We start from the raw sequence: 22,082 nt of genomic DNA, 5'->3' as shown, positions 1-22,082 counted from the left end.
GTCTGTTCCGTCTGGCATCATTCGGACTCACACGTCATGTCCGGCCCGGGGAGATCCATGTGAGCAGCATCGTCGCGGAACACAGCCGCGTAGCCTCGGCCTTCGATGAGCCGACCTTGTCGCTGTTGCGTGGGTCACTTGCTCCGGCGAACGTCGCGATCCTGCGTACCGCGTTCTCGCAAGATCAGAAGACGCAAGCCGCCGCTCGACTGCATCAAGTCGTCGATGCGCTCCTTCGAGAGCTGCGCGAGCGCGGGCTTCCCCACGTGCCCGACGGGGACGGCCGGGATGTGTGCATGCTGTGGGTGCGCCGCCGGTGGCTGACTCGCGACGTGGACGGCACGACCTACACGCTCACGTCTCATGCGATGCAGGCCCTCGGGCTCGTCCGTGACCTCACCCGTGATCGGGTGAACTTGTCAGAGCACCGAATCAAGAACATCGTCGACACCGCGAATCGGTTGAGTGTGGCTGCCAACCCAGACGTGGAGGCCCGGAAGCAGCGTATCCGTGAACAGATCGCAGCGAATGAGGCGGAACTTGCGCGGTTGGATGCTGGCGGACAGCTCGAGCCGGTGTCGGCGGACTACATCCTCGAGGGGCTCGTCGAGCTGCAGGATCTAGTCTCCGGTCTGCCCATAGAGTTCGCGCGTGTCGGCGAGGTAGTAGAGGCCCTCCAGGAGCAGCTGCGGGCTGACTTCCGCGCGGACGACCGCCCCGCCGGGGAGATTGTCGCGGACTTCCTAGTTCGTGCAGACGACCTCACGATCGCGACTCCAGAGGGCCGCGCGTTCGAGGGGGCGTTCAACCTTCTCGACGACGACGCCCTCCTCGACCAGCTTCGCACCGACATCACATCTCTGGTCAATCATCCCGATATCGCCTCGGTCCTCAGCGCCACCGAGAAGAGGGCGATGGTCGGGATCGTGCGCGTCATCCGAGACGGCGCGCGGGAGACGATGACGAAGATCGTCGATACTGTCGAAACCCTCAACACTTTCATTCGATCGCGGAACGTCGCCGAAGACCGTGAACTCGACCGAGTGCTGATGCAGGTCGAGGACGCGCTGGGCAGATGGATGCTGGATGCGGGGCCTCGCGTGGAGGTGCCGGCGGCGCTCGTGCCCGATAGCGCGGAGATCACTTATCTCCGGGAGAAGTTCTACGACCCGGCGTCTGACGTTCCCCTCGATCCACTCAACGAAACCGAGGATGAGCGGCCGGACTCGATGAGTCTCGAGGACCTCCGCCGGTTCGGTGGCCCGCATCTGGAAGTGCTGCGCCTTGCTTTGGACACTGCCGGCGACGGCGACTGGACCGTCGCCACGCACGTGTTCCCGCAGCTTCCCGACGACGTTCGCCGTCCCGTCGACGCGCTCGGGGTGCTCCACCTCGTCGCAGACCGAGACGACCTGGCGCGCACCGGACAAACCGAGCTGTATGTGACCCGCCGCCCCGACGGCTCCGAGCAGGTACTGCTCATGCCGGAGCTGAAGCCAACCTCGAGAGATGAAAGCCATGACGACGAGCTCTGACTTCGACGAGGTGGCAGATCTCGACACCGTCATCGACGACCCCACCGACAGCACCCCCAGAGAACTCCTCGGCGAGGAGCCCGACATCGACGACGATAACCCCACGATCGTTGAGTTTGATGGCGACATCGGGACGCTTCACCCCGACGCTCGGGCCGCGCTTGTCGCACTGCTCAGTGATCGGTTCATCACCGCAGCCACGCACAAAAGGGAGTGGAAGGGACTCGCCGCCCACCGCTACGACATCCGGTCGCGACTCAACGATCTCTACCTAGACCTCGAGTACGACGCCCGGTACGAGGTCGCGTTCAAGGTGCAGGTCCGCAACACCGACTCGACCCGCAGTTTCCCCCACCTGCTCCGATCCATGACCTGGAACCGGGAACAGACGATCGTGCTCGTGTTTTTGTGCATCGCGCACCGGAATCAGACGGTTGCGGGCGCCTCACGTGCACTCGTCACCACCGCCGACATCCATGCATTCGCGGTGTCCGTTCGCCCGAAGGCCGCCACTGACCATCACATGGACGCCGGTCGCGTCGATCGGGCGATCCTGGCAGTCGCAGCCACCGGGCTGCTCGACTCCACGAAGGAGGAGGGCGTCTATGAGGTTTCTCCCGTGATCGAACGGCTGATGCCCGTCACCAAGCTCCGTGAACTTCTCGCCTTCCTGGCCACCGAGGACCCGACCGATGACTGACTTCACACTCACCGCGGACAAGGCACGTCCACTCATTCCCGACACACACTGGCGGATCGAGCGGATCCAGGTCGTTAATTGGGGCGGTTTCCACCAGAAGACCACGACGTTCGAGTTCCATCACGATGCAACGATCGTCACCGGTGCATCCGGTGTCGGCAAATCCACAATCCTCGACGCATACCTCGCGCTGATGATGCCCTCCGACGTCGCGTTCAACGGTGCGTCGAACGCGGCGGCAGGCGGGCGGGTTCGTGGATCCGACCAGCGATCCCTTCGCACCTACCTGAAAGGGAAGACCGACGACACCGTCGAAGAGGGGATGACTGTCGACAAGAGCCTACGAGGGCAGGGCAAGCCCACGTGGGGTGCGATCGCAGCGACCTTTGTCGCTGACACCGGCAACCGCTTCACCGTCGTTCGGGCCTACTTCGTCCCAGCCGCCGCAGCACGCGACGGGGACGTCGTGAAGCGTATGATGACGACTCCCGGCACCTTCAATGTCGGTGACCTGTACGAGTTCGCGAGGGTCGGATCCGAGTCGTACCCAGCGAGGGCGTTGAAGGCGCGCTGGCCTGATCTGCGAATCTACGGGTCCTACGACGAGTTCTCACAGTCACTTTTCTCCCGCTTGGGCATTGGACAGAGTGGCGACGGTGCGAAGGCCCTCGACCTTCTCGCGCGAATTCAAGCAGGCACAATGAGTCGGACTGTCGACGATCTGTACAAGAAGCTCGTCATCGAAGTCCCCGAGACGTTCAAGGTCGCCGACGAGGCGATCGCGACGTTCGACGAGTTGGACGAGATGTACAGGAAGATGGAGGTCTCCCAGCAGCAGGCGGATCTACTTGAGCCGATCGTCGATCTGCACGCGCAGATGGTCGCCGCACAGCAGGACATCGCGCAGGCCCGCGCGCTCGGCGCCATCGACTCCAACGACACTCCGGCTGGATTGTGGCGGCTGCGCACCCACGTACGGATCCTCGATGCGGAGGCGGACCAGCTCCGCGAGCAGATGGTGACGACCGACGAGCAGCTGCGAACGGCGAAGACCGTGGCTCTCGCGCAGGAGGAGGCGCTGGACAGCGCGAAAGCCGAGTACGCCGCCGGCGGAGGTGACCGGGATAAGCAGTTGACTGTCGAGATCGCAGCACACGAGGCCGAGGCGGAAGGACGTCGGCGGACACGAGTGCGCTTGGAGGAACCGCTGCTCGTGCTCGACCGGACGATCGACAGCGAGCCCGACTTCATGCGCCTGCAGGCCGACGCGCGTGCTTTCCCCTCGCTCGCACAGGAACAGGAGAAGGAGCTCGCGGAGACCCGCGACCGGATGCTCGGCGAGGAAGTCCCTCTTGGCGACGCGAAGGTGAGGATCCGCGGCGAGCTTCGGTCTCTCGATGGACGGACGAGCCGTGTCGACAAGTCCATGATCGAACGACGCCTCCTCGTTTCGGAAGCGTCTGGGATCCCGGTCTCCGACCTGCCCTATGTCGCCGAGCTCATCGACCTCGCTGACGGCGAGGAAGGGTGGCGGCACGCGGTGGAGACCATCCTGTCTGCCAGTGCCCGGCGCATGCTCATCCCCGCAGAGCTCCAGGACCATTTCTCGCAGGCGATCGAGCCGCTCCACCTCAGCCCCCGCCTGTACTTCGAGGGCGTGGTGCGCGGCAACAGCGCGCGCACCACGCTGCTGGACCCCGAGAAAGTGGCGGGCAAACTCGTGTTCAAAGACTCCCCGTACCAGGGTTGGGTGATCGACCACATCTCCGACCCATCTCGAAACGCATTGTGCGTGCCATCGCCTGGACAGCTGCGCGGTGACGGGCTGAGGGTCACCCCAAGTGGTCAGACCCGCCGGGGCACGCATGGTGCGCACGGAGTGAATAGCAGTCGACCGGTGATTGGGTTCGACAACGCCGACATACGCCAGCAGTTCGAACAGGACGCGCGGGAGATCGATGACGCTTTGGCCGCGTCAATGCAAGCACGCGCCGGCATCGAGAAGAAGCTCAGCGACCTCCGTGCTCGCGGTATCGCGTACGAGAAGACCTTGTTCTTCGGGTGGACCGACGTGGACGTGCAGACACCCGTCACCTTGGCCGCCAGGCTGCGTAAGCAGCAAGCTGATCTGCTGGCAGCCGACGGTGCGCTCGCGACGCTCAAGAAGCAGGTCGATGAGATGACCCACGCGGTCGGTCTCGCTCAGCGGCACCAGCACAAGCTCGAGGAGGCGAGAGAGGGCATCGGTATCGCGTATGAGAACAACGCCGACATCGTTGATGAGGTCAAGACCATCCTGTGGGCGCTCGAAGACGACTCGTCAGTCGCCCTTGATGACTCGCTGATCGCCAAGCTCGACGGTGCCTGGGTGCGGGTCCTCGCCGGTGAGCAGGCGACCAGTCAGACGTGGAAGGTCAGTCTGAAGCGGCTCGGTGAGCATCTCGGCGACGAGGTAGCTCGTGCGTCCTCGGCGGAGCAGTCCGCTGTTCAGCAGCTCGAGCGGACGTTCCAGAACTTCCAGAATCAGTGGTATGACCCGACGCGTGGCACCTCCCTCGCTTCGTATCGCGAGTACCTAGCGATCCTCGAAGACATCACGCGGGTCGGCATCCATGAGCAACGAGAGCTATGGCGTCGCAGTGCGCTCCAATGGTCGGGGAAGAGTTTGAGGCTGCTCGGCAGCGCGATGAGTTCCGCTGTCGACGACATCGGTGCGCGGCTCGACTCAGTCAACGCGATCCTCGAACGGCTCTCGTTCGGGCCGACAGACGGACGCCTGAAGATTGAGATGCGGCGGCTTGCTCCCCAGACGGTCACCACCTTCCGCCGCGAGCTCGAATCGTTCCGCAAGCTCGCCACGAAGAGCACGTCGGACGAAGAGTTAGTGCTGAGGTTCGCGCAGATGCGGGAGTTCATCGCACGCATTCGCAAGCGTGACGACCCGGTCTTGAGTCCGGCGCAGCGTGAGACCGTCGCTCGGGAGGAGATCCTCGATGTCCGCCGGCATGTAGAGATCACCGCCCGCGAGCTCACGCGGGATGGGGAACCGGCAGCCGAGTATTCATCACTGGCGGGCAAGAGCGGTGGCGAGATGCAAGAACTGGTCGCATTTATCGTCGGAGCCGCGCTCCGGTTCCAGCTTGGGGACGAGCTCGGGGCGCTGCCCCGGTTCGCGCCTGTGTTTCTCGACGAAGGTTTCATCAAAGCAGACTCAGAGTATGCAGGCCGCGCGGTGGAAGCGTGGAAGGGCCTCGGTTTCCAGCTGATCGTTGGCGCTCCGCTCGACAAGTACACAGGTTTGGAGCGACACGTAGCTCAGACCATCGTCATCTCGAAGAACCGCGAGACGGGGCACTCCTTCGTCGATCATGTCCATCATGTGAGGACCGCGTGAGACAGATCGCGGACATCGAGCGGCGGATCCGTCAGCATGTTGAACAGCGCTGGGCGAATGACGTCGCCGCGGAGGTCGCGAGCGCACCGACATGGTGGCCGCGCCGGTACGCGCTCGGTCGCCCTGACCCTGCGTCCATCGAAAACGACTACGGCGACATCATCGACCTTGTCGACCAGTGGCGGACGTGGGCGTCTGAGAACGGGGCGACCGTAGTCGACAGCAACATCCGCGTCGATCGGACCACTTACCCGGTCCTTTCACACATTCTTGTTCCCAGTTTGGATGTGGCGGCCAGGGTCGCCGGTGAACAGTGGATGGCACGGATCATCCGTGGACGCGAGTACGCCAATGCCATCGACGCGCAGTTCCCCGACCGCCGTGACGTCCTTGCCCAGACCGTCGCCGCGACGGCCGACTGGTCTCCTGTCGACGTAGAGCTGCTGACGCAGGCGGCCGCATGGTTCGAGGAGCACCCTGCCTCTGGCCTGAGCGCCAGGGAGGTGCCCCTTGCGGGGTTTCACACAAAATGGCTTGAGACCCGCACGCAGGTTGTCGCGCGATTGTCGGGACTCAGCGAGTTGGGGCTGCTCCCAAGGCACCCGTCCCGTATCCACTTCACGTACATCGACCCCGAGCACCTCGCAGCAGGTGGGCGTCGACACGACTCCGCAACGGTCGGAGATACGTTCACCCCCGCGTATACGCCGGGCCTCGTCGTCATCTGCGAAAACAAGGACACCGCGATCCACTTTCCACAGGTTCCTGGTGCGATCGCCGTGGAAGGAGCCGGGTCGGGTGCGGGCGCGTTCGCAGCGTTCGGCTGGCTCCGCGACGCTCACCTCGTTGTCTACTGGGGCGACATGGACACGGATGGGCTTCGCATCCTGGACCAGTTCCGCAAGGCTGGCATCCAGGCCCGTTCGCTGTTCATGGACGTCCCCACTTTCGAGCGGTGGCAGGCGTACGGGACGAACCTCGACAGGCGGGGAAACCCCATCAACCCGGATGGTCGCCCGGCGCCGGCGAATCTCGAAGAACACGAGCGTGCCTTGTATTCTGCGCTCAACGACCCCGCCGCCGCGGGACCTCGGCGTGTCGAGCAGGAGCGGATCCCGTTGCGCGAGGCGCGGGAGATGCTCGTCCGCATGCACGCGACTTCTTATAGATCATGACGGGTAGCGTTCGACGACACCCCGATTGCGATCGCAAGTGTCTTTCTCTCGCCTGCCACTTCCATTGTCATCGTGAGGTCGAGCCTAGGGTCCGCGAACTCGCTCGAAGGTCGTCGAGGGTTGGAAGTGATTGGACTAGGCGGTCCACTCGATCTGCGAGCGGATCTTCGCCATCGAAGGAGGCGTCGAGCTGTCCCACACTTGGCCGTAGACATCGGCGACGGCGGGCCAGATCTCGCGTAGTCCGTCCTCAACCGATCCAATGAACGAGACGGTCGAACCCATCACGACGAAGTCGTGCGGGATGATTCGCCCTGCCGCGTCCCTTCGTTCCAGCGGATCGGGGAAGCGCAATGCGACACTTCTGCCGCTGGGACGGCATAGGGCGACTTCATTCTCCGCACCGGCGAAGGCGCTCTCGTACGTGGCGAGGGGAGTTGAGATCCCTCCGTCGAGCAGAAACCGAAACCCCCAGTCGAGGCCTCGCGTCGCCCAGATTAGGCCTACCACGGGTTCTTGGTCACGACCCGATCGGTCACACCGCGGTCAAGGTCAAGACGGAATTGCGTGAGCGTCGCAGTGACATAGTCATGATCTGCAAGTGCCTTGGCGTGGAGCTGCTCAACCTTCGCAGTGGCAGCATTCGCAGCAAATATGAGTGCGGGGACCGTATAGGGAGCGATTGCGGGACCAACCTTTGGTATCTGCGCGACTAGCTTTGCGATGAATGGCGCACCGGCAGTGGCAAAGAATTGCTTGAACTCGTCGGTATGGCTTAGCAGTCCACCCAGCATTTTGAGTGGCAGGTTGAGCTTGTCAGCCCACTGCGCTGCGCGTTCGAAGGGAAGAATGGTTGCAATCGGGAGGATGAGATCGAGGCCGACCCGCTTCGTGACCTCGATCTTGCCGGGCTCGAATCTTGCGGAAGAGAGCAGCAGGAAGTCCTCGCCAAGGGACAGCGCCTGCGGTTGCTGGACAAAACCCTTCACAGTGTCGTGTAGCGCCACAAGATCGCTAGCCGCCTTCTGGATGATCAGATCCTGAAAACCGTTGACGTCGATGCCCGGGTGCAGGTCAGCCTTAGACAGAGCGACGATCCAGATACGGGGGAACTGGGACAGCTTCTCGCCGTCGGCGAGAATATCGTCCTTGAGCTTCTCGAGACCCTCGCGAAGGCCCCAGAACAGTGACTTGAGGTACTTCTCTTCCTCGCCGCGATAGTCGAGGAGCTTCTGCCCGTCGACAAGAACGATGGCCACGTTTGAGCTGAGGAGATTTCGGAAGGTCTCGATTCTCCGCGTGGCAACTTCAGCCGTGTCGGGATCCTCGGTGAACCACTCCCCGGGGTAGTCGTGCCAAATCAACCTCAAGGCCTTAAACCCCTTGCCTTTCGCGGCGACCTGGGCGGCTTTAGGATCCGTGCTTTCCTTCGGCCTGAGAGTAAACGCGTAGGGTTTCGCGCTGAGACGGGTGAGCGAGGGAGTCTGCGCCTCGTTGCGCATCCGCAAGTAGATCTGCTTGAGACTGGCGCTCTGCGCCATGTCATCCGCTATCACCCGGTACGAATTCTCGCCATCGAAGGACGGTTCTTGAGTCGCTCCATAGAATGACGAGAGGAGCACGGTCTTGCCACTTCCACTCTCGCCGAAGACCGCGATCTCTTGAACCTTTACCTTTGATGCCACGCTAGATTCCGCCGTCTTCCGTAAGGGTCCGTTCAGCCATGACCTCAGTATCGTGCAACGGACGGACATGCGTCGGCGCCCTCTTGCGCGAGCATGAACACCCTCGCGCACAGATTGATCACTTCGAGCGCGGTGCCCAACGGAGGAACACGACGGCTCGCGGCCGCTAAAGATTCAACTCGTGTGCGCGCGCGAGGAGGTCAGCGACCTCATGCAAGCCCTTCTGCCGGAGGTGAGGGATGAGGTGCGTCATGGGCGGTTGGTTCGAACGGTAGGGTTCGGGATCCGCTCCGGCGTATAAGCCCCCTCCTGGAAGCGACGACAGCCCTCCACCGGGCAGGGTGGACAACCCGCCGCCGGGGAGCGTTGAGAGTCCATCGCCCGGCAGTGTGGACAAGCCGCCGCCAGGAAGAGTGGACAGGCCCCCACCTGGCAAAGTCGACAGTCCACCACCGGGCAGTGTCGACAAGCCGCCGCCAGGGAGAGTAGACGCTCCGTCACCCGGCAGCGTGGACATACCCCCGCCGGGAAGCGTGGAGAGACCTCCGCCGGGAAGCGTCGAGCGGTTCCGCGGCCACGCGTTTCGTTCACTCATGGGATCAGCTTGCCGCACCGTCGCCAGCAAGTGGATGAATCAGATCTTCCCGGCTGGGCTGGAGTCTTGACAGCCCAGACCGAAAGGGGACAGCCCGGTCGTGCCGAATGTGCCGCCGACAGCGTGCATACAATCGCCTCCGAAGTCCCAGTGACACGTCGTTCAGATATTTCCGGGCGCCCTTCGCACTGACGATAGAGTCGGGCGACGGCCAGTGCGTCAGGGGCGAGCACTGCGGCTTTTGGGGAGGTCTGCCAATGACGGATTCGGTCCACTCGGACACGCGCGTCGACCCCCGCCAGCTCCTAGGTGCATGGGCCAACGGATCAGACGAATGGGTGCGGTTCGTCGTCCGGACGGTGCTCGCGGGCAGTGGCCCTCTGGACCGGGACGAAGAAGAGCATGCGTTCGCGCTGTTCCGCCAAGAGAAGGCCCTGGACGCGCGGGATCTGCCGACTGAAGAGCCGCTCGCGATGATCGACGGCGAGGACGAAGCCCTAGAGTCGCTGACCCTGACATCGCTCTCCGAGGTCGTGGGGGTGAACGCTCTGATCGGCGGCGGGGTAATCGAACCGCACGAGGGTCTCACCATCCTCTTCGGAGAGAATGGCACTGGCAAGACCGGTTACTCGCGCATCTTCAAATCGCTCGCAGCCAGCCGCACCGCGGACGTCATCCTCGGTGATATCGAATCCACATCGCCACAATCGCCGTCCGCGTCGATCGGCTACCGACTCGGATCGGAAACGAAGACGTATTTCTGGACAGGGCAGCAGGGTGTTGCCCCGTTCACGCGGATCTCCATCTTCGACAGCCCATCGGTGAGCTTCCACGTCGACGACGACCTCGAGTACGTATACGTCCCCGCAGCGTTGGCCCTGTTCAACCACGTCATTGCCGGAATCAAGGCCGTCCAGGCGCGCATCGATGCCGCAATCAACGAACTGCGTTCGGGTTCCACAGGACTGCTAGGCCGATTCCCGCGTGCGGCCTCGGTCTACCCGCTGATCGAAACGCTCGGCGCCGCGACAGACCTGGAACAGCTCAGGGCGATGGCAGACCACGACCCCGACGCCGATACCCGCATCGCGACATTGCGCCGCACCGTGGCCGCGCTGGAGGCCGACACGATCAGCGCGGAGATCACTCTGCAACAACGCGCCGAGCGTGTTCTCGCCGAGGCGACGACGGCCGCACAGACTCTTGGGCGGTTCGACACTGGCGCGTACAGCACTCTGCTCACTGCCCTGGCGAACCTGCAGGAGGACTATCGAGCTTTCCGCGCGGCGTTGTTCGAGGCCGCGGACCTGCCCGCCGCGCCCGACGACACCTGGACCCGGTTCATCCAGGCCGGTGAGGAGTACGAAGCGCACCTGAGCGCGCACGACGTGCACGACGCAGACCGGTGCCTCTACTGCCGTCAACCACTCAGCGACCCAGCCCGGGCGCTCATCGAAAAGTACTCCGAGTTTCTCGAGGATAAAATCGCCGGCGACATCGAAGCTGCCAAGGGACGGCTCAGCGACCTGACTTCACCCATCCTCAGCATCCGAACCAGCGACGTAGACGCCTACGCCCGCGACCATGCCGCGAGCAACCCGCCGCCAGAATTCCTCCCACCGTTGGAACGCACTCTCAGCACCGCCACAACACTGCATACCCACCTCCGCAACAACACCCTCGTCCCCGCCGACACGGTGGCCCACGCGGCCGCGGACGCAGATGGCCTCACCGAAGCGCTCGGTAGCACCCGTGCCGCGCTGATCGAACTGCGCGGACAATCCGAGCGGCGCGTAGAAACGCTCGCTGAGAAGAAGAAGGAACTGGTCGATCTCGAAGCCGCCGCCGAACTCGCCCGGTCGTGGGCGATCATCGAACAACATGTGCGCGACGCGAAACAAGCCGACCGCCTTGCGCTGCTCGCCAAGCCCATGCCCGGGCTGCTGCGCGCGGTCACGGGCCTCGCCAAAACCGCGAGCGACCAGATGATCAACGAAAGCTTCGACGCGCTGTTCGCCCAAGAACGCATGGCGCTTCGCGCACCTGACCTCCAGGTCGAATTCGTCGGCCGCCAGGGACGAGCGCATCGCCGAAAGGTTCTCACGGGCAAGCACAAGCCATCAAAGGTTCTCTCCGAAGGAGAGCAGAAGGTTCTCGCGATGGCGGACTTCCTCGCCGAAGCACGCCTCGCGGGCATCACCGCACCGGTGATCTTCGACGACCCAGTTTCCAGTCTCGATCATCGCCGCATCAACGAGGTCGCACAGCGTGTCGCGGCCCTCGCAGACTCGACCCAAGTGATCGTGTTCACCCACGACATCTTCTTCGCCACCACGCTCCTAAACCTGATGGCAGCGTCTAAACGTTGCTCGTACTTCCACATCACCGACGAGGACGGCAATGGGCAGGTCACCCGCGCTACCGGACCCCGCTGGGACAGCATCAGCAATCTCAAGAAGAACATCAACGAAACCATTCAGGACGCCAAGTCCCAGCAAGGCGATGCACGTGCCGCCCTCGTACGTACTGGCTACGACTGGATCCGGTCCTGGTGCGAGGTATTCACCGAAACCGAGCTACTCCAGGGAGTGACTCAGCGTTACCAACCCAACGTCCGCATGACTGCCCTTCCCAACATCAAGGTCTCCGCTCTGCCGGATGCAATCGAGACCGTGAATCGCGTATTCGAAGAGGCGTGCCGGTACATCGATGGGCATTCCCAGCCGCTCCCCACGCTAAACGTCAGTCCTACCCTGGCCGGGCTTGAAGAGCATTGGGCAGAGCTGAGCGATGCCAGAGCCGCCTACCTCAACGCGCGTGACTGATCGTCGAGATTAGTCGCGTAGATGACTCTCGCGTCACGCTGACACTGGAATCGCGCCGAATCCCTGAGCGGCGTAGGCAGTTGACGTAGTGGCGGCCGAGTCGGACACTGGGCGCTAGTTTCCGACTTAGCCGCAGGCGCTACGAGGTGAGTCATGGGATCGATCGCTCCGTACGAAACGGTGCATGGGCGGCGGTATCGGGTGCGGTACCGCCGCCCGGACCACACCGAGGCGGAAAAGCGTGGGTTTCGCACGAAGCGTGACGCGGAGCTGTATCTGTCGTCGGTAACGGTCTCAAAGGCGATGGGCAACTTCGTCGACCCGGCAAGGTCGCGGATCGCGCTCGGACATTTCGCAGACGGCTGGTTCCGCTCCAAGCGCCCCCCAATGATGAAGCCGTCTTCGTATGCGGCATTGGAGCATTCCTGGGCAGCACACGTCGCCCCGGTGTGGGCCCATCGCGACCTGTCCTCGATTCAGCGGTCGGAGGTGCAGGCTTGGGTGGCCGACCTTGGATCTCGCCGCTCGCGCAGCGTTGTCATTCGTTCGCTGGGCGTACTCGCTGGCATCCTCGACATTGCGGTCGACGATCACCGCTTGAGCAGCAACCCCGCACGAGGCGTCCGCAACCTGCCGCGAAGAGGGCCCGCGAAGAGGCGCGTGTATCTCACCCACGGGCAGGTGGCCACTCTGGCAGCATCCGCCGCGCATACCGATCTGGTCCTTCTGCTCGCGTACACCGGGCTCCGATGGGGTGAAGCGGTGGCCCTCCGGGTTCGAAGCGTGAATCGGGACAGGCGACGACTCAGCGTGGAAGAGAACGCAGTACTGGTGGGTTGGGAGATCCAAGTAGGTTCGCCGAAGACGCATGAACGTCGATCCGTCCCGTACCCGGAACGCCTCGCGCCCTTGATTGACGCCGCGTGTGCTGGCAAACCTCCAGATGGCCTGTTGTTCGGTAACGGCGTCACTTACATGAAGAGAGAATCCGACGAGCGCAGCTGGTTCGCAGTTGCCGTCCGTCGCGCTCAGGCGGTGGATGCCTCCATTCCTCGGCTCACCCCTCACGACCTCCGGCACACCGCAGCATCGCTAGCGATCAGCTCCGGCGCGAACGTCAAGGCTGTCCAGCGGATGCTCGGACACGCGTCCGCTGCCATGACTCTTGATACCTACGCCGACCTCTTCGAGGACGACCTCGACGAGGTCGCCGGCCATCTCAACGACGCGATGACCTACACGCCTGAACAGGCCAGGCTCATCTCAGTCGCCGCCAGGTCCGCTCGACAGCGGTCCCGTAAGAAGGAAGCTGAGCAGTGACGAAGGTCGAGCACGGACGGTACAAGGTCGTCGTGACGAAAGTGGAAGTCGCGGAATGCTGGGTGCGAGCGGAAAGTGAGGACGCTGCGCTCGAGCAAGTGCGCGAAGAGATGCGACGTCCGTTCGCGTACGTCGGCAGGTGGGAAACCAAAGCTTCGGAAGTCGTCGTCGTCGAGGCGACAGCGATCCTGCCACGCCCCAACACGTTCGCAGAGTCCGGTCCCGCACTCTTGGGGCTTCGCGCCGCAGCCGAGGCACTGGGAGTGTCCTATTCGACGATCTATCAGATGACGCGTCGCGACGAGATTGAGTTCACATGGGTGGGATCTCGGAAGTACATCTCCCGCGACGCATTGGCCTCCTTCGTCAAAGGCGGAGCGTGACGAGCGCGGCAAGGGCTAGGAAGCGCCACCGGCGGCCATTGTAGAATTCAACTCGTCTGGCCTCTGTAGCTCAATGGAAGAGCAGCTCCGTCCTAAGGAGAGGGTTGGGGGTTCGAGTCCCTTCAGGGGCACCAAGCGTCCAGGGTGCGTGTACACCAACTCGATCGCTACGTACGAGACCATGAATCGGCTCAGGCGAAGAGCTAGGGTTCCCGGTCGATCCACCCCTTGTCAGCCCAAGTGCGGATGCCGGCGGTCAGCGGATCTTTCCGCGACGTCAACCTACCTCTTTGGCGCGTCGTCCCCACTTCCCAATATGGTCGTAGCGGACGGCAAACAGTAAGCGCCGCCGACTTTTGATGGGGGTTGGGTTGCCACAGGAACCTGCAGACTCTGCGCTGCGTGAGCGCTACGTCGGCGACATAGCGGAGCGCTTCTGGGTTCCGGCTTATCAGCGCGGCTACCGGTGGGGTCGCGAAGAAGTCGAACGACTCCTAGATGACGTGTGGAACAGCGACCAGCCGTCGTATTACCTTCAGCCAGTCGTCGTAAAAGAGATGCGAGACGACGATCGCTGGGAGCTGATCGACGGCCAGCAGAGACTGACGACGCTGTTCTTGGTCCTCGCCTACATGCGAAACGAGTCGCTTCAAAGCACTCCTCCGCCGTTCTCGCTCGATTACGAGACGCGCCCGGACATGCTCGAGTATCTCGCCGATCCCGCGGCTATCGAACCAGGTTCAAACATCGATGCGTTTCACCTGGCCGGCGCCTATCGAACGATCTCAACGTGGTTTGAGGCGCATGGGGTGCGCCGCCAGTTCGTCGCCAATAAGCTCTACGGCTACTTCTTCGAGCGGGTACGGATCATTTGGTACGAAGCTCCGGCAGAGACAGATTCGGCGACCGTCTTTCGGAGGCTGAATGTCGGCCGCATCCCCCTCACGGACGCCGAACTCGTGAAGGCTCTCTTGTTGTCCAAGGTCGAGTCCGCTGCCCCATCGCGCGGGCGGTCATTCGAGGTTGCGGCACAGTGGGACTCGATCGAGCGTGATCTCCGCAACGCCGAGTTGTGGGCTTTCATAACTGCGGGAAAGCGCGCGGACTCGACTCATATCAGCCTCTTGCTCGACGTTATCGTCGGCGGTCCGACCGGGCGTGACCGCCCGCTGTTCCACACGTTCGAGACACTGCGACCCGACATTGACTCAGCTCCGCTCCAGGTGTGGGAGCGCGTGCTGGATCTCCATTCGCTCATCACGGGCTGGTACGAGGACCGCGATGTCTTCCACCGAGTCGGCTTCCTCGTAACTGCTGGTGACGACCTTGCCCAGATCGTTGCTCTGTCGACGGGGAAGACCAAGAGCGAGTTTGACGCGGCTCTCATCGATCGGATCAGCGCGCATCTCGCACTCTCTGAGGAAGGCGTCCGAGAACTCAACTACGAGGGACGAAGCGCGATTCGATCCGAACGTGCACTCGTGCTGATGAACGTCGAGACTGTGCGCCGGCAACGTTCATCGTCGGAGCGCTACTCGTTTCATGCTCACGCTGAGGAGCGATGGTCGCTGGAACACATCCATGCCCAGAGCGCTGAGCTGCTCACACGGCAGGACCAATGGCTCGAATGGCTCCGCCTTCATCGCGGCGCCATCTCGGCGGTTCCCTCAATATCCGCCGCTACCCGGCAGAGCCTAGAAGCTGATATCGACGGCGCCCTCAACTCGCCGAAGTTAGTGGAGAGCACATTCCGTGGGATCGAGGCGAAGGTCGTAGCCGCGCTCGGCGAGAGCTCAGATGTGGACATCCACTCGATCACGAATCTCGCCCTCCTCGATTCTGGCTCGAATAGTGCGCTGAGCAACGCGGTCTTTGAGGTCAAGCGCCAGGAGATTCTTCGCCGTGACAAGCGGGGCAACTACATACCGGCGTGCACGAGGAACGTGTTCCTGAAGTACTACACACCGAACGCCGATCAGCAGCTCCACTTTTGGGGGATGGCGGATAGGCAGGCATACCTCGAGGCCATTCTGGATGCCCTGCGTCCCTACCTACTCCCAGACTTGACCCTCGAGGCAGGAGGCGAAGATGAATGAGAGCCGCGTTACGACCTTCGCGCAGCTGATCGGCGGCGGCGACGGGGCGATTAAGCGTGTGGAGATCCCGCTCATCCAACGTGATTACGCGCAGGGACGAACGGACCCTGCGACCTCGCAGATTCGCTCGGCCTTCCTGGAGGTTCTCCATTCAGCGCTGAGTGCAGACGAACCGCAAGAGATCGGTCTTGATTTCGTCTATGGGGACGTTGAGTCGGACAGCGGCACTCTGCGACCGCTCGATGGCCAGCAACGCCTGACAACACTTTTTCTCCTCCATTGGTACATCGCGCATCGGGCGGGAGTAGATCTCGCGTCGCAAGCGTGGACCGAGTTCACCTACGCCACGCGTGCAAGTGCGCGGCTGTTCTGCGCGCGACTGGTCGGGTTTCCTCCACCAGTCGACTGCGACGCTCCCACGGACTGGATCCGCGACCAGTCGTGGTATCAGTACGTGTGGCGTCACGATCCGACGATTCAGTCGATGCTCACGATGATCGAGACCATCCATCAGCGGTTCGGCGACGAGGACGTGGCTCAACTCTGGCGTCGAATCGCAGACGCACATCGTCCTGCGGTTTCCTTCCATCTGCTGCCCATCAACGAGATGGGAGCCCCTGAAGATCTCTACATCAAGATGAATTCGCGCGGTAAGCCCCTGACGCCGTTCGAGAACTTCAAGGCCCGGCTCGAAGCCGACATTGCACCAATCGACCCTCGCAAGACCTTCGCGCATCGGATCGACGGCGCGTGGGCAGACACCTTCTGGCCCTATCGTGGCGACGACGACATCATCGATGATGAGCTTTTGCGTTACCTCAGATTTCTCATCGAGATCTGTGAGTGGAGAGACGGTCATATCAAGCAGGGACCGATTGAGCCGCGCGCCGAAAAGCTCTTCGACGAGCGCAACCCGAGGGCTCGCGATCACCTTGCTTACGTCATCGATGCATTCGACACGTGGACAGGAGTCGATCCGTCGGCGTACTTTAGTCAACTGTTCACAAGCGGCCGCGCAGTCCGCACCTCCGCCGGACCGATGCCATTGTTCGCCGCTACCGAAGGCCGCACCGACCTCTTTGAGAACTGCGTATTCACCTACGGGGAGACGCGGGGCTCAACGCGCGTGTTCTCATTCGGGCAGCAACTGCTCCTTGGCGCAGTCCTCGCGTATCGCCGCTCGGTGTCGACTGAGGCCGACACCGAATTGCGGGAACGCCTGCGCGTAATTCGCAACCTGATAGACGCGTCCGAGAACGAAATCCGTCTCGACAGAATGCCCGCCATGCTTGCCGAAGTTGAGCGGATCGCGGTTGATGGCTTGACCGACGAGGCCACCGCGTTCAATCGCGCTCAGTTCGACGATGAGCTCCTGAAGGCCCGCATCCGCGCGATCTATCCCGAAATGGAGTCCGCGCTGTTCGCGCTGGAGGACACAGTCATCCTTCGGGGATCACTGGTCGCCTTCGAGCTCGATCCGGATTCCCTGCCGAGACGCGCGGAAGCATTCGTCCGAGCCTTCGGCGACGCCGCCAACTGGACCCTGTTGACCGCCGCGCTACTCGCGGCGGCTCCATACGCTCGCCCACGCGACAGGGAGCGCAGATCGTTCCAGTTCGGCGTCGGACAAGACGGCAACCTCGCCTCTTGGCGCGCCGTACTCGCCATCGGAAGCCGTGATGCACTCTCGCAAACTCGCGAGGCGCTAGGAGCGGTGCTCGATCAAGTGGCGCCCGGTGAACCTGTCGAAGCGGGACTGACTGCGCTTCGGAGTCGCAGCTTGCGAGAAGCCGAAATGGCCGGAGAGTTCGATTGGCGCTACTACCTCACCAAATACGACTCCATGCGTGAGGGCAAGTCGGGTATCTATTTTGGACGCGATGGCGAGCTCGGATACTCGCTCTGCATGCTCAACAAGTCTCAACTCAACAGCTACTACCGCGACCCATACCTACTTGCAGCTTGGCGAGAAAGTCGGATCGGCGATCTCGCCGACGACCCGTGGTTCACCGGCTACGAATGGGGCGAGCGATGGCTGACCTTTCGTCGATCCGGTACGCGACTCAGGTGCCGGGCGAACGGGTACGAGATCGCGCCTCCGACGGGCCGCGAGCATCAGGAGGCTCTCGCAAGGGTCGCTTCCACGCTGGGAGCGCGCGATGGCTTGATGCCGGTTCCGCAGCGTGCCGCCGAACGGCACATTCTGGATGCGGTCGACCGCATCCAAGTCGGGGCAAACCTCATGGCCGCTCTCGCAGCCGAAGGTCTGTGACGCGGCCGACAGGCATCCGATTGCGGGAAGCGGTGCAGTGAGACACTGGCCTGCCATGGCCTCTCACCTTCTCGCGATCCTTCACAGCCTTCCGGTCGGGACAGGATTAAGGACAACTCGTCGAGTCGAGATCGCGCAGCGCGCGCTCGGGTGCGATTCATTCTCCATCGTCAACGTGTATCCAGCGGCACTCACCGACTCGAACGCCCTTAGCTTGCAGTCGGCGTCGGCTACCTTCGCTCGAGGGCGGGAGCTCATACTTCGCGAGTTGGAAATGGGCTCCGCGTCTGACGTGCTCCTCGCCTACGGAGTCCAACTTCCCACCGGACCGATCAGGCACGAGTATCGCGCGCAGACCCACTGGCTCACTGAAGAGCTAGAGTGTCGAAACCTTCGGGTGTGGTCCTTCGGCGGTAGGCCATCGCACCCGTCACGATGGCATCGCCTAGTTAGCCGCGAGCACCCAGGCTCCTCGGTCGAGAGCCGCGCCGGTGAGCTCCTCGTCCGGTCTGACCGCCAGGCTGAGTCCCCGTCTTCGTCGCACCCGATCGATACGATCATGCTCAGCAGTGGAGGGAAGTGAACGTGCGTCTCGAGGAAATCGCAGCACCACAACGGCTTGCCGGGATCGTTCCCGGGCGCGCCGTCGAGGTGCTAGCCGCATGGATGCACGGTGCGAATGCGGTAGAGGTCACCTATCGCGATGACAACGGCACCCTCGGCCAGGTCGTGCTCTATCGCTCGGACGAAGACCGCGTTGAGCGGCATCTTGACGCCGGTCGCCCGTTCGATGCCGACCCGCGAAACTTCCGCCTCGCGGCCGAGGCGCAGCGAATCATGCTCGCTGGGCTCCATGATCCGATGCTCGCCGTTGCAACCAGCGACGTGCAGCCGCTCCCTCACCAGATTCGTGCCGTGTACGGAGAGCTGATTCCGCGGACACCGCTACGCTTCTTGCTCGCGGACGACCCGGGCGCGGGCAAGACGATCATGGCCGGCCTCTACATAAAGGAGCTGATCCTCCGCGAAGACGTTCGCTCATGTCTAGTGGTTGCCCCCGGCGGGCTAGTCGAGCAGTGGCAGGACGAGCTTGCGCTGAAGTTTGGCCTCGAGTTTGAGATTCTGGCGCCCGGCGCGGAAGACACGATTCCAGGGCGCACGATCTTCGATCAGAAACCGCTCCTGATAGCACGGATGGACCAGCTAGCGCGGAATGAGGTTCTCCTGGATCAGCTCGAGCAGTCCGAATTCGATCTCGTCGTAGTCGACGAAGCGCACCGAATGAGCGCGACATGGTTCGGCGGTGAGCTCAGCACGTCGAAGCGGTTTCAGCTCGGCGAGACGCTAAGTGGCCGCGCGCGCCATCTGCTCCTCATGACTGCGACGCCGCACAACGGCAAGGAAGAGGATTTCCAAACATTCCTGTCGCTGCTCGACCGAGACCGCTTCGCCGGGCCGGGCGACAAGAGAGCGCAGTCGGGAACGGCTGACGGTCTGATGCGGCGCATGGTGAAAGAGAATCTCGTCACCTTCGAAGGCAAGCCGCTCTTCCCCGAGCGCATCGCGGAAACCGTGTCCTACAGACTCTCCCCCGCTGAGCAGCAGCTCTACGAGGAGGTCACCGAGTACGTCCGAAATGGAATGAATCTCGCCGACCGCCTTGATGGCAAGCGAAAGAACACCGTCGGCTTCGCGCTCACAGTCCTGCAGCGACGCCTCGCCTCGAGCCCGGAGGCAATCTTCCAGTCGCTCCGACGTCGCGCCGAGCGACTCGACCGCATTCGTACTGACCTGCTCAACGGCGTCGATACTTCCTCAAAGAGCGCTCCAGAGCCCCTTGCTGAAGACGATCCGGACATCGACGAGCTGGATTCCGCCGAGCTCGAGGAGGCCGAGGAGGAGCTCGTTGATGCAGCCACAGCTGCTCGCACGGCGGCCGAGCTCCAGACCGAAATCCAGGACCTCCGCAGGCTCACCGAGATCGCGCGAGCAGTGCTCACCACCCAGCAAGACGTGAAGTGGCGCGAGCTGCGCGGAGTCATCGACGGTGAGGTGCTCGCCGACCACGATGGCAAGCCCCGCAAGCTGATCATCTTCACCGAACACCGCGACACTCTGAACTATCTTCGGCAGCGCATCGTGCAACTCCTGGGCAGGGATGAGGCGGTCGTCGCGATTCACGGCGGAGTGCCGAGGTACGAGCGGCGACGCATCACCACGGAGTTCACCACGAACCGCGACGTGCAGATCCTCTTGGCGACGGATGCTGCAGGCGAGGGTCTGAACCTGCAGGCAGCACATCTGATGGTGAATTACGACCTGCCATGGAACCCCAACAGGATCGAACAGCGGTTCGGCCGCATCCACCGCATCGGTCAGCTGGAGGTCTGCCGACTGTGGAACCTCGTCGCGGAGGATACGCGCGAAGGCGAGGTCTTCATTCGCCTGCTCGACAAGATCGAGGAGCAGCGTGCCGCATACAACGGCGAGATCTTCAACGTTCTCGGGACATCCCTCGGCAATTTGAATCTGGCTCAGGAGTTGCGGAGAGCCATCCGCTACGGCGAACGACCCGACGTTCGCGCACAGATGTGGCAGGTGATCGACGAGGGGGTGTCGGCAGGCATCCAAGAGCTGCTCGAAGAGGACGCGCTCGCCAGCGAAGTCCTAGCTCCGAACGACCTTGAGGCACTGCGCCGGCAGATGGAGGACGCCAAAGCGAAACGGCTGCAACCGCATTTCATCCGTGACGCGTTCCTCGAAGCTTTTGAACGGCTTGGGGGGCGGATTGACCGGCGCGAGCGTGGTCGCTTCGAGATCACACACGTGCCTGCCGCGATCCGCGAGCGTGCCGGGCGTGCGCCGGTCTCTCGACGCTACGAGCGCGTCACGTTCGACGTCGCGACCATCGATGTTCAGGACGCGCCCAGAGCTGAGCTTCTCGCACCTGGCCACCCCCTCCACGACGCGACGCTGGCGCTCATCATTGAGCAGTACGGACCCAGCCTGGACCGCGGCACCGTGCTCGTATCTGAGGAAGTCACCGAACCAACGCTGCTCGTTGGAGTCCTCAACGAGGTGCGGGACTCCACGGGCTCGACGGTGAGCAAGCAGTTCGGCTACTCGTTCGTGGGCCCCGACGGAGCACCAAGGGATGCCGGGCCTGCTCCGTACTTGGACTACGCGCCGCCGAGCGAAGCGACGGTCGACGCAAACCTCACGGTCCCTGTGCTGGCGGAACGTGAAAAGGATGCCGTCTCCTGGGTGATCTCGGAGCAGTTGCCGCAGTTCGCCGCCGAGGTAACTGCGAGACGAACGACGGAGTACACCAGGATCCGCGAGCGGGTATCACTGCGCCTCACGAGGGAGGTAAACCGCCTCTTCACCGAGGCGCTGAAGACAGACGCGAACGCGGCCGCAGGCAAGAAGGTGCGGTACTCCGGCGAGACTCTCCGTCGTCGTGCTGAAGAACTCGAACAGCGTCGGGAGGCGAGGCTGGCGCTGATCGATCGTCAGCTTGTGATGTCACCGGTCACGCCGCTCATCATGGCCATCGCGCTGGTGGTGCCGACTCCCGCACCCGCGACACGACCACCCAGCGCCGATCCCGACGCGCGGCGCGCGGTAGAGCGGCGTGGCGTCGATGCCGTCCTCGCGATCGAGCGTCAGCTCGGGCGGACCCCATATGAGCAGGCGCAGAACAACCCCGGCTTCGATGTTCTGTCGTACGTGCCGAGCGGCCCGGGCATCCGCATCGAAGTTAAGGCCCGAATCGAGGGCGCCGATACGTTCACTATCACGCGCACTGAGGTGCTGACCGCGCTCAATGCCGCGCCCGACCATCGGCTCGCGCTCGCTCGGGTGAGCGCGCTCGGAGCGGCCCACGACCAGGTTCGCTACATCGGCAACGCGTTCGACGGCGTCGAGCCGACGTGGCTGACCGACTTCGACGTCGTTTCCCAGAACCTGTCATGGGATGACTGGTGGGAGAGGGGGACGGCACCCTTCTAAGCTCCCCATATGGGGAGAAGATCATCACTGCGTACGCGCGCTTGGGTCATCTCCTGGGGACGTGGATCTGTCTATCCTTCTCAGAACGAGC

Annotated in this window: 13 protein-coding genes and 1 tRNA gene; 12 read left to right on the top strand and 2 right to left on the bottom strand. The window is 62.9% G+C overall.

Annotated features, from left to right (window positions below):
* Positions 1-59 precede the first annotated feature (59 nt).
* From ACSJDX_RS06135 to ACSJDX_RS06120, 4 genes are read left to right on the top strand one after another with little or no spacing between them, the layout of a single operon-like run.
* Positions 60-1,535, top strand: a complete 1,476-nt coding sequence (locus ACSJDX_RS06135) for a DUF3375 family protein (protein ID WP_438354658.1) — start codon at positions 60-62, stop codon at positions 1,533-1,535.
* Complete coding sequence (locus ACSJDX_RS06130) at positions 1,510-2,235, top strand: DUF4194 domain-containing protein (protein ID WP_438354657.1); 726 nt, start codon at positions 1,510-1,512, stop codon at positions 2,233-2,235. Before ACSJDX_RS06135 ends, ACSJDX_RS06130 begins: the two co-directional genes overlap by 26 nt.
* On the top strand, positions 2,228-5,629 hold the full coding sequence (locus ACSJDX_RS06125; protein WP_438354656.1) for an ATP-binding protein: 3,402 nt from the start codon (positions 2,228-2,230) through the stop codon (positions 5,627-5,629). The genes ACSJDX_RS06130 and ACSJDX_RS06125 overlap by 8 nt, the downstream gene beginning before the upstream one ends.
* A complete protein-coding gene (locus tag ACSJDX_RS06120; RefSeq protein ID WP_438354655.1) occupies positions 5,626-6,804 on the top strand; it encodes a Wadjet anti-phage system protein JetD domain-containing protein in 1,179 nt (392 codons plus the stop codon). Before ACSJDX_RS06125 ends, ACSJDX_RS06120 begins: the two co-directional genes overlap by 4 nt.
* 135 nt (positions 6,805-6,939) lie before the next feature.
* Here ACSJDX_RS06120 and ACSJDX_RS06115 read toward each other — a convergent pair whose 3' ends face one another.
* Together ACSJDX_RS06115 and ACSJDX_RS06110 are read right to left on the bottom strand one after the other, a co-directional pair.
* Positions 6,940-7,158 carry a hypothetical protein gene (locus ACSJDX_RS06115; protein ID WP_438354654.1) on the bottom strand — a complete coding sequence of 73 codons (219 nt, stop codon included), beginning with the start codon at positions 7,156-7,158 and terminating at the stop codon, positions 6,940-6,942.
* A 149-nt stretch (positions 7,159-7,307) separates the two neighbouring features.
* Positions 7,308-8,489, bottom strand: coding sequence for a TRAFAC clade GTPase domain-containing protein (locus ACSJDX_RS06110; protein WP_438354653.1), 1,182 nt, complete (start codon positions 8,487-8,489; stop codon positions 7,308-7,310).
* A gap of 933 nt (positions 8,490-9,422) precedes the next feature.
* On the opposite strand from ACSJDX_RS06110, the gene ACSJDX_RS06105 reads away from it, so the two are divergent.
* The 8 genes from ACSJDX_RS06105 (at position 9,423) to ACSJDX_RS06070 (ending at position 21,991) form a co-directional block, all read left to right on the top strand.
* Entirely contained in the window at positions 9,423-11,909 is a 2,487-nt protein-coding gene (locus tag ACSJDX_RS06105; protein WP_438354652.1) for an AAA family ATPase, read from the top strand.
* Between the two features lie 153 nt (positions 11,910-12,062).
* Positions 12,063-13,229: a tyrosine-type recombinase/integrase gene (locus ACSJDX_RS06100; protein ID WP_438354651.1), complete on the top strand. Its 1,167-nt coding sequence runs from the start codon at positions 12,063-12,065 to the stop codon at positions 13,227-13,229.
* Complete coding sequence (locus tag ACSJDX_RS06095) at positions 13,226-13,612, top strand: helix-turn-helix domain-containing protein (RefSeq protein WP_438354650.1); 387 nt, start codon at positions 13,226-13,228, stop codon at positions 13,610-13,612. The genes ACSJDX_RS06100 and ACSJDX_RS06095 overlap by 4 nt, the downstream gene beginning before the upstream one ends.
* Positions 13,613-13,671: 59 nt before the next feature.
* Positions 13,672-13,746: transfer RNA gene (locus tag ACSJDX_RS06090), tRNA-Arg, on the top strand.
* Between the two features lie 237 nt (positions 13,747-13,983).
* The gene (locus ACSJDX_RS06085) at positions 13,984-15,708 is read left to right on the top strand and encodes a DUF262 domain-containing protein (protein ID WP_438354649.1); all 1,725 of its coding nucleotides are present in this window, start codon (positions 13,984-13,986) and stop codon (positions 15,706-15,708) included.
* Positions 15,701-17,980 (top strand): DUF262 domain-containing protein, encoded by a 2,280-nt coding sequence (locus ACSJDX_RS06080; RefSeq protein ID WP_438354648.1) that lies wholly within the window; start codon positions 15,701-15,703, stop codon positions 17,978-17,980. The genes ACSJDX_RS06085 and ACSJDX_RS06080 overlap by 8 nt, the downstream gene beginning before the upstream one ends.
* Positions 17,916-18,563 (top strand): DUF1643 domain-containing protein, encoded by a 648-nt coding sequence (locus ACSJDX_RS06075; protein ID WP_438354647.1) that lies wholly within the window; start codon positions 17,916-17,918, stop codon positions 18,561-18,563. The genes ACSJDX_RS06080 and ACSJDX_RS06075 overlap by 65 nt, the downstream gene beginning before the upstream one ends.
* 2 nt (positions 18,564-18,565) lie before the next feature.
* Positions 18,566-21,991, top strand: coding sequence for a helicase-related protein (locus tag ACSJDX_RS06070; RefSeq protein ID WP_438354646.1), 3,426 nt, complete (start codon positions 18,566-18,568; stop codon positions 21,989-21,991).
* Positions 21,992-22,082: the final 91 nt, after the last annotated feature.

The sequence above is a fragment of the Microbacterium fluminis genome (assembly GCF_051549805.1).
Classification (GTDB): domain Bacteria; phylum Actinomycetota; class Actinomycetes; order Actinomycetales; family Microbacteriaceae; genus Microbacterium.
Note: the sequence above shows the minus strand (reverse complement) of the source record. Positions and strands in the feature narration are given on the sequence as shown.

Coding starts and splice junctions, on each gene's coding strand:
- ACSJDX_RS06130 (WP_438354657.1), top strand. CDS start 1,510: ATGAAAGCCATGACGACGAGCTCTGACTTCGACGAGGTGGCAGATCTC.
- ACSJDX_RS06125 (WP_438354656.1), top strand. CDS start 2,228: ATGACTGACTTCACACTCACCGCGGACAAGGCACGTCCACTCATTCCC.
- ACSJDX_RS06100 (WP_438354651.1), top strand. CDS start 12,063: ATGGGATCGATCGCTCCGTACGAAACGGTGCATGGGCGGCGGTATCGG.
- ACSJDX_RS06080 (WP_438354648.1), top strand. CDS start 15,701: ATGAATGAGAGCCGCGTTACGACCTTCGCGCAGCTGATCGGCGGCGGC.
- ACSJDX_RS06075 (WP_438354647.1), top strand. CDS start 17,916: ATGCGGTCGACCGCATCCAAGTCGGGGCAAACCTCATGGCCGCTCTCG.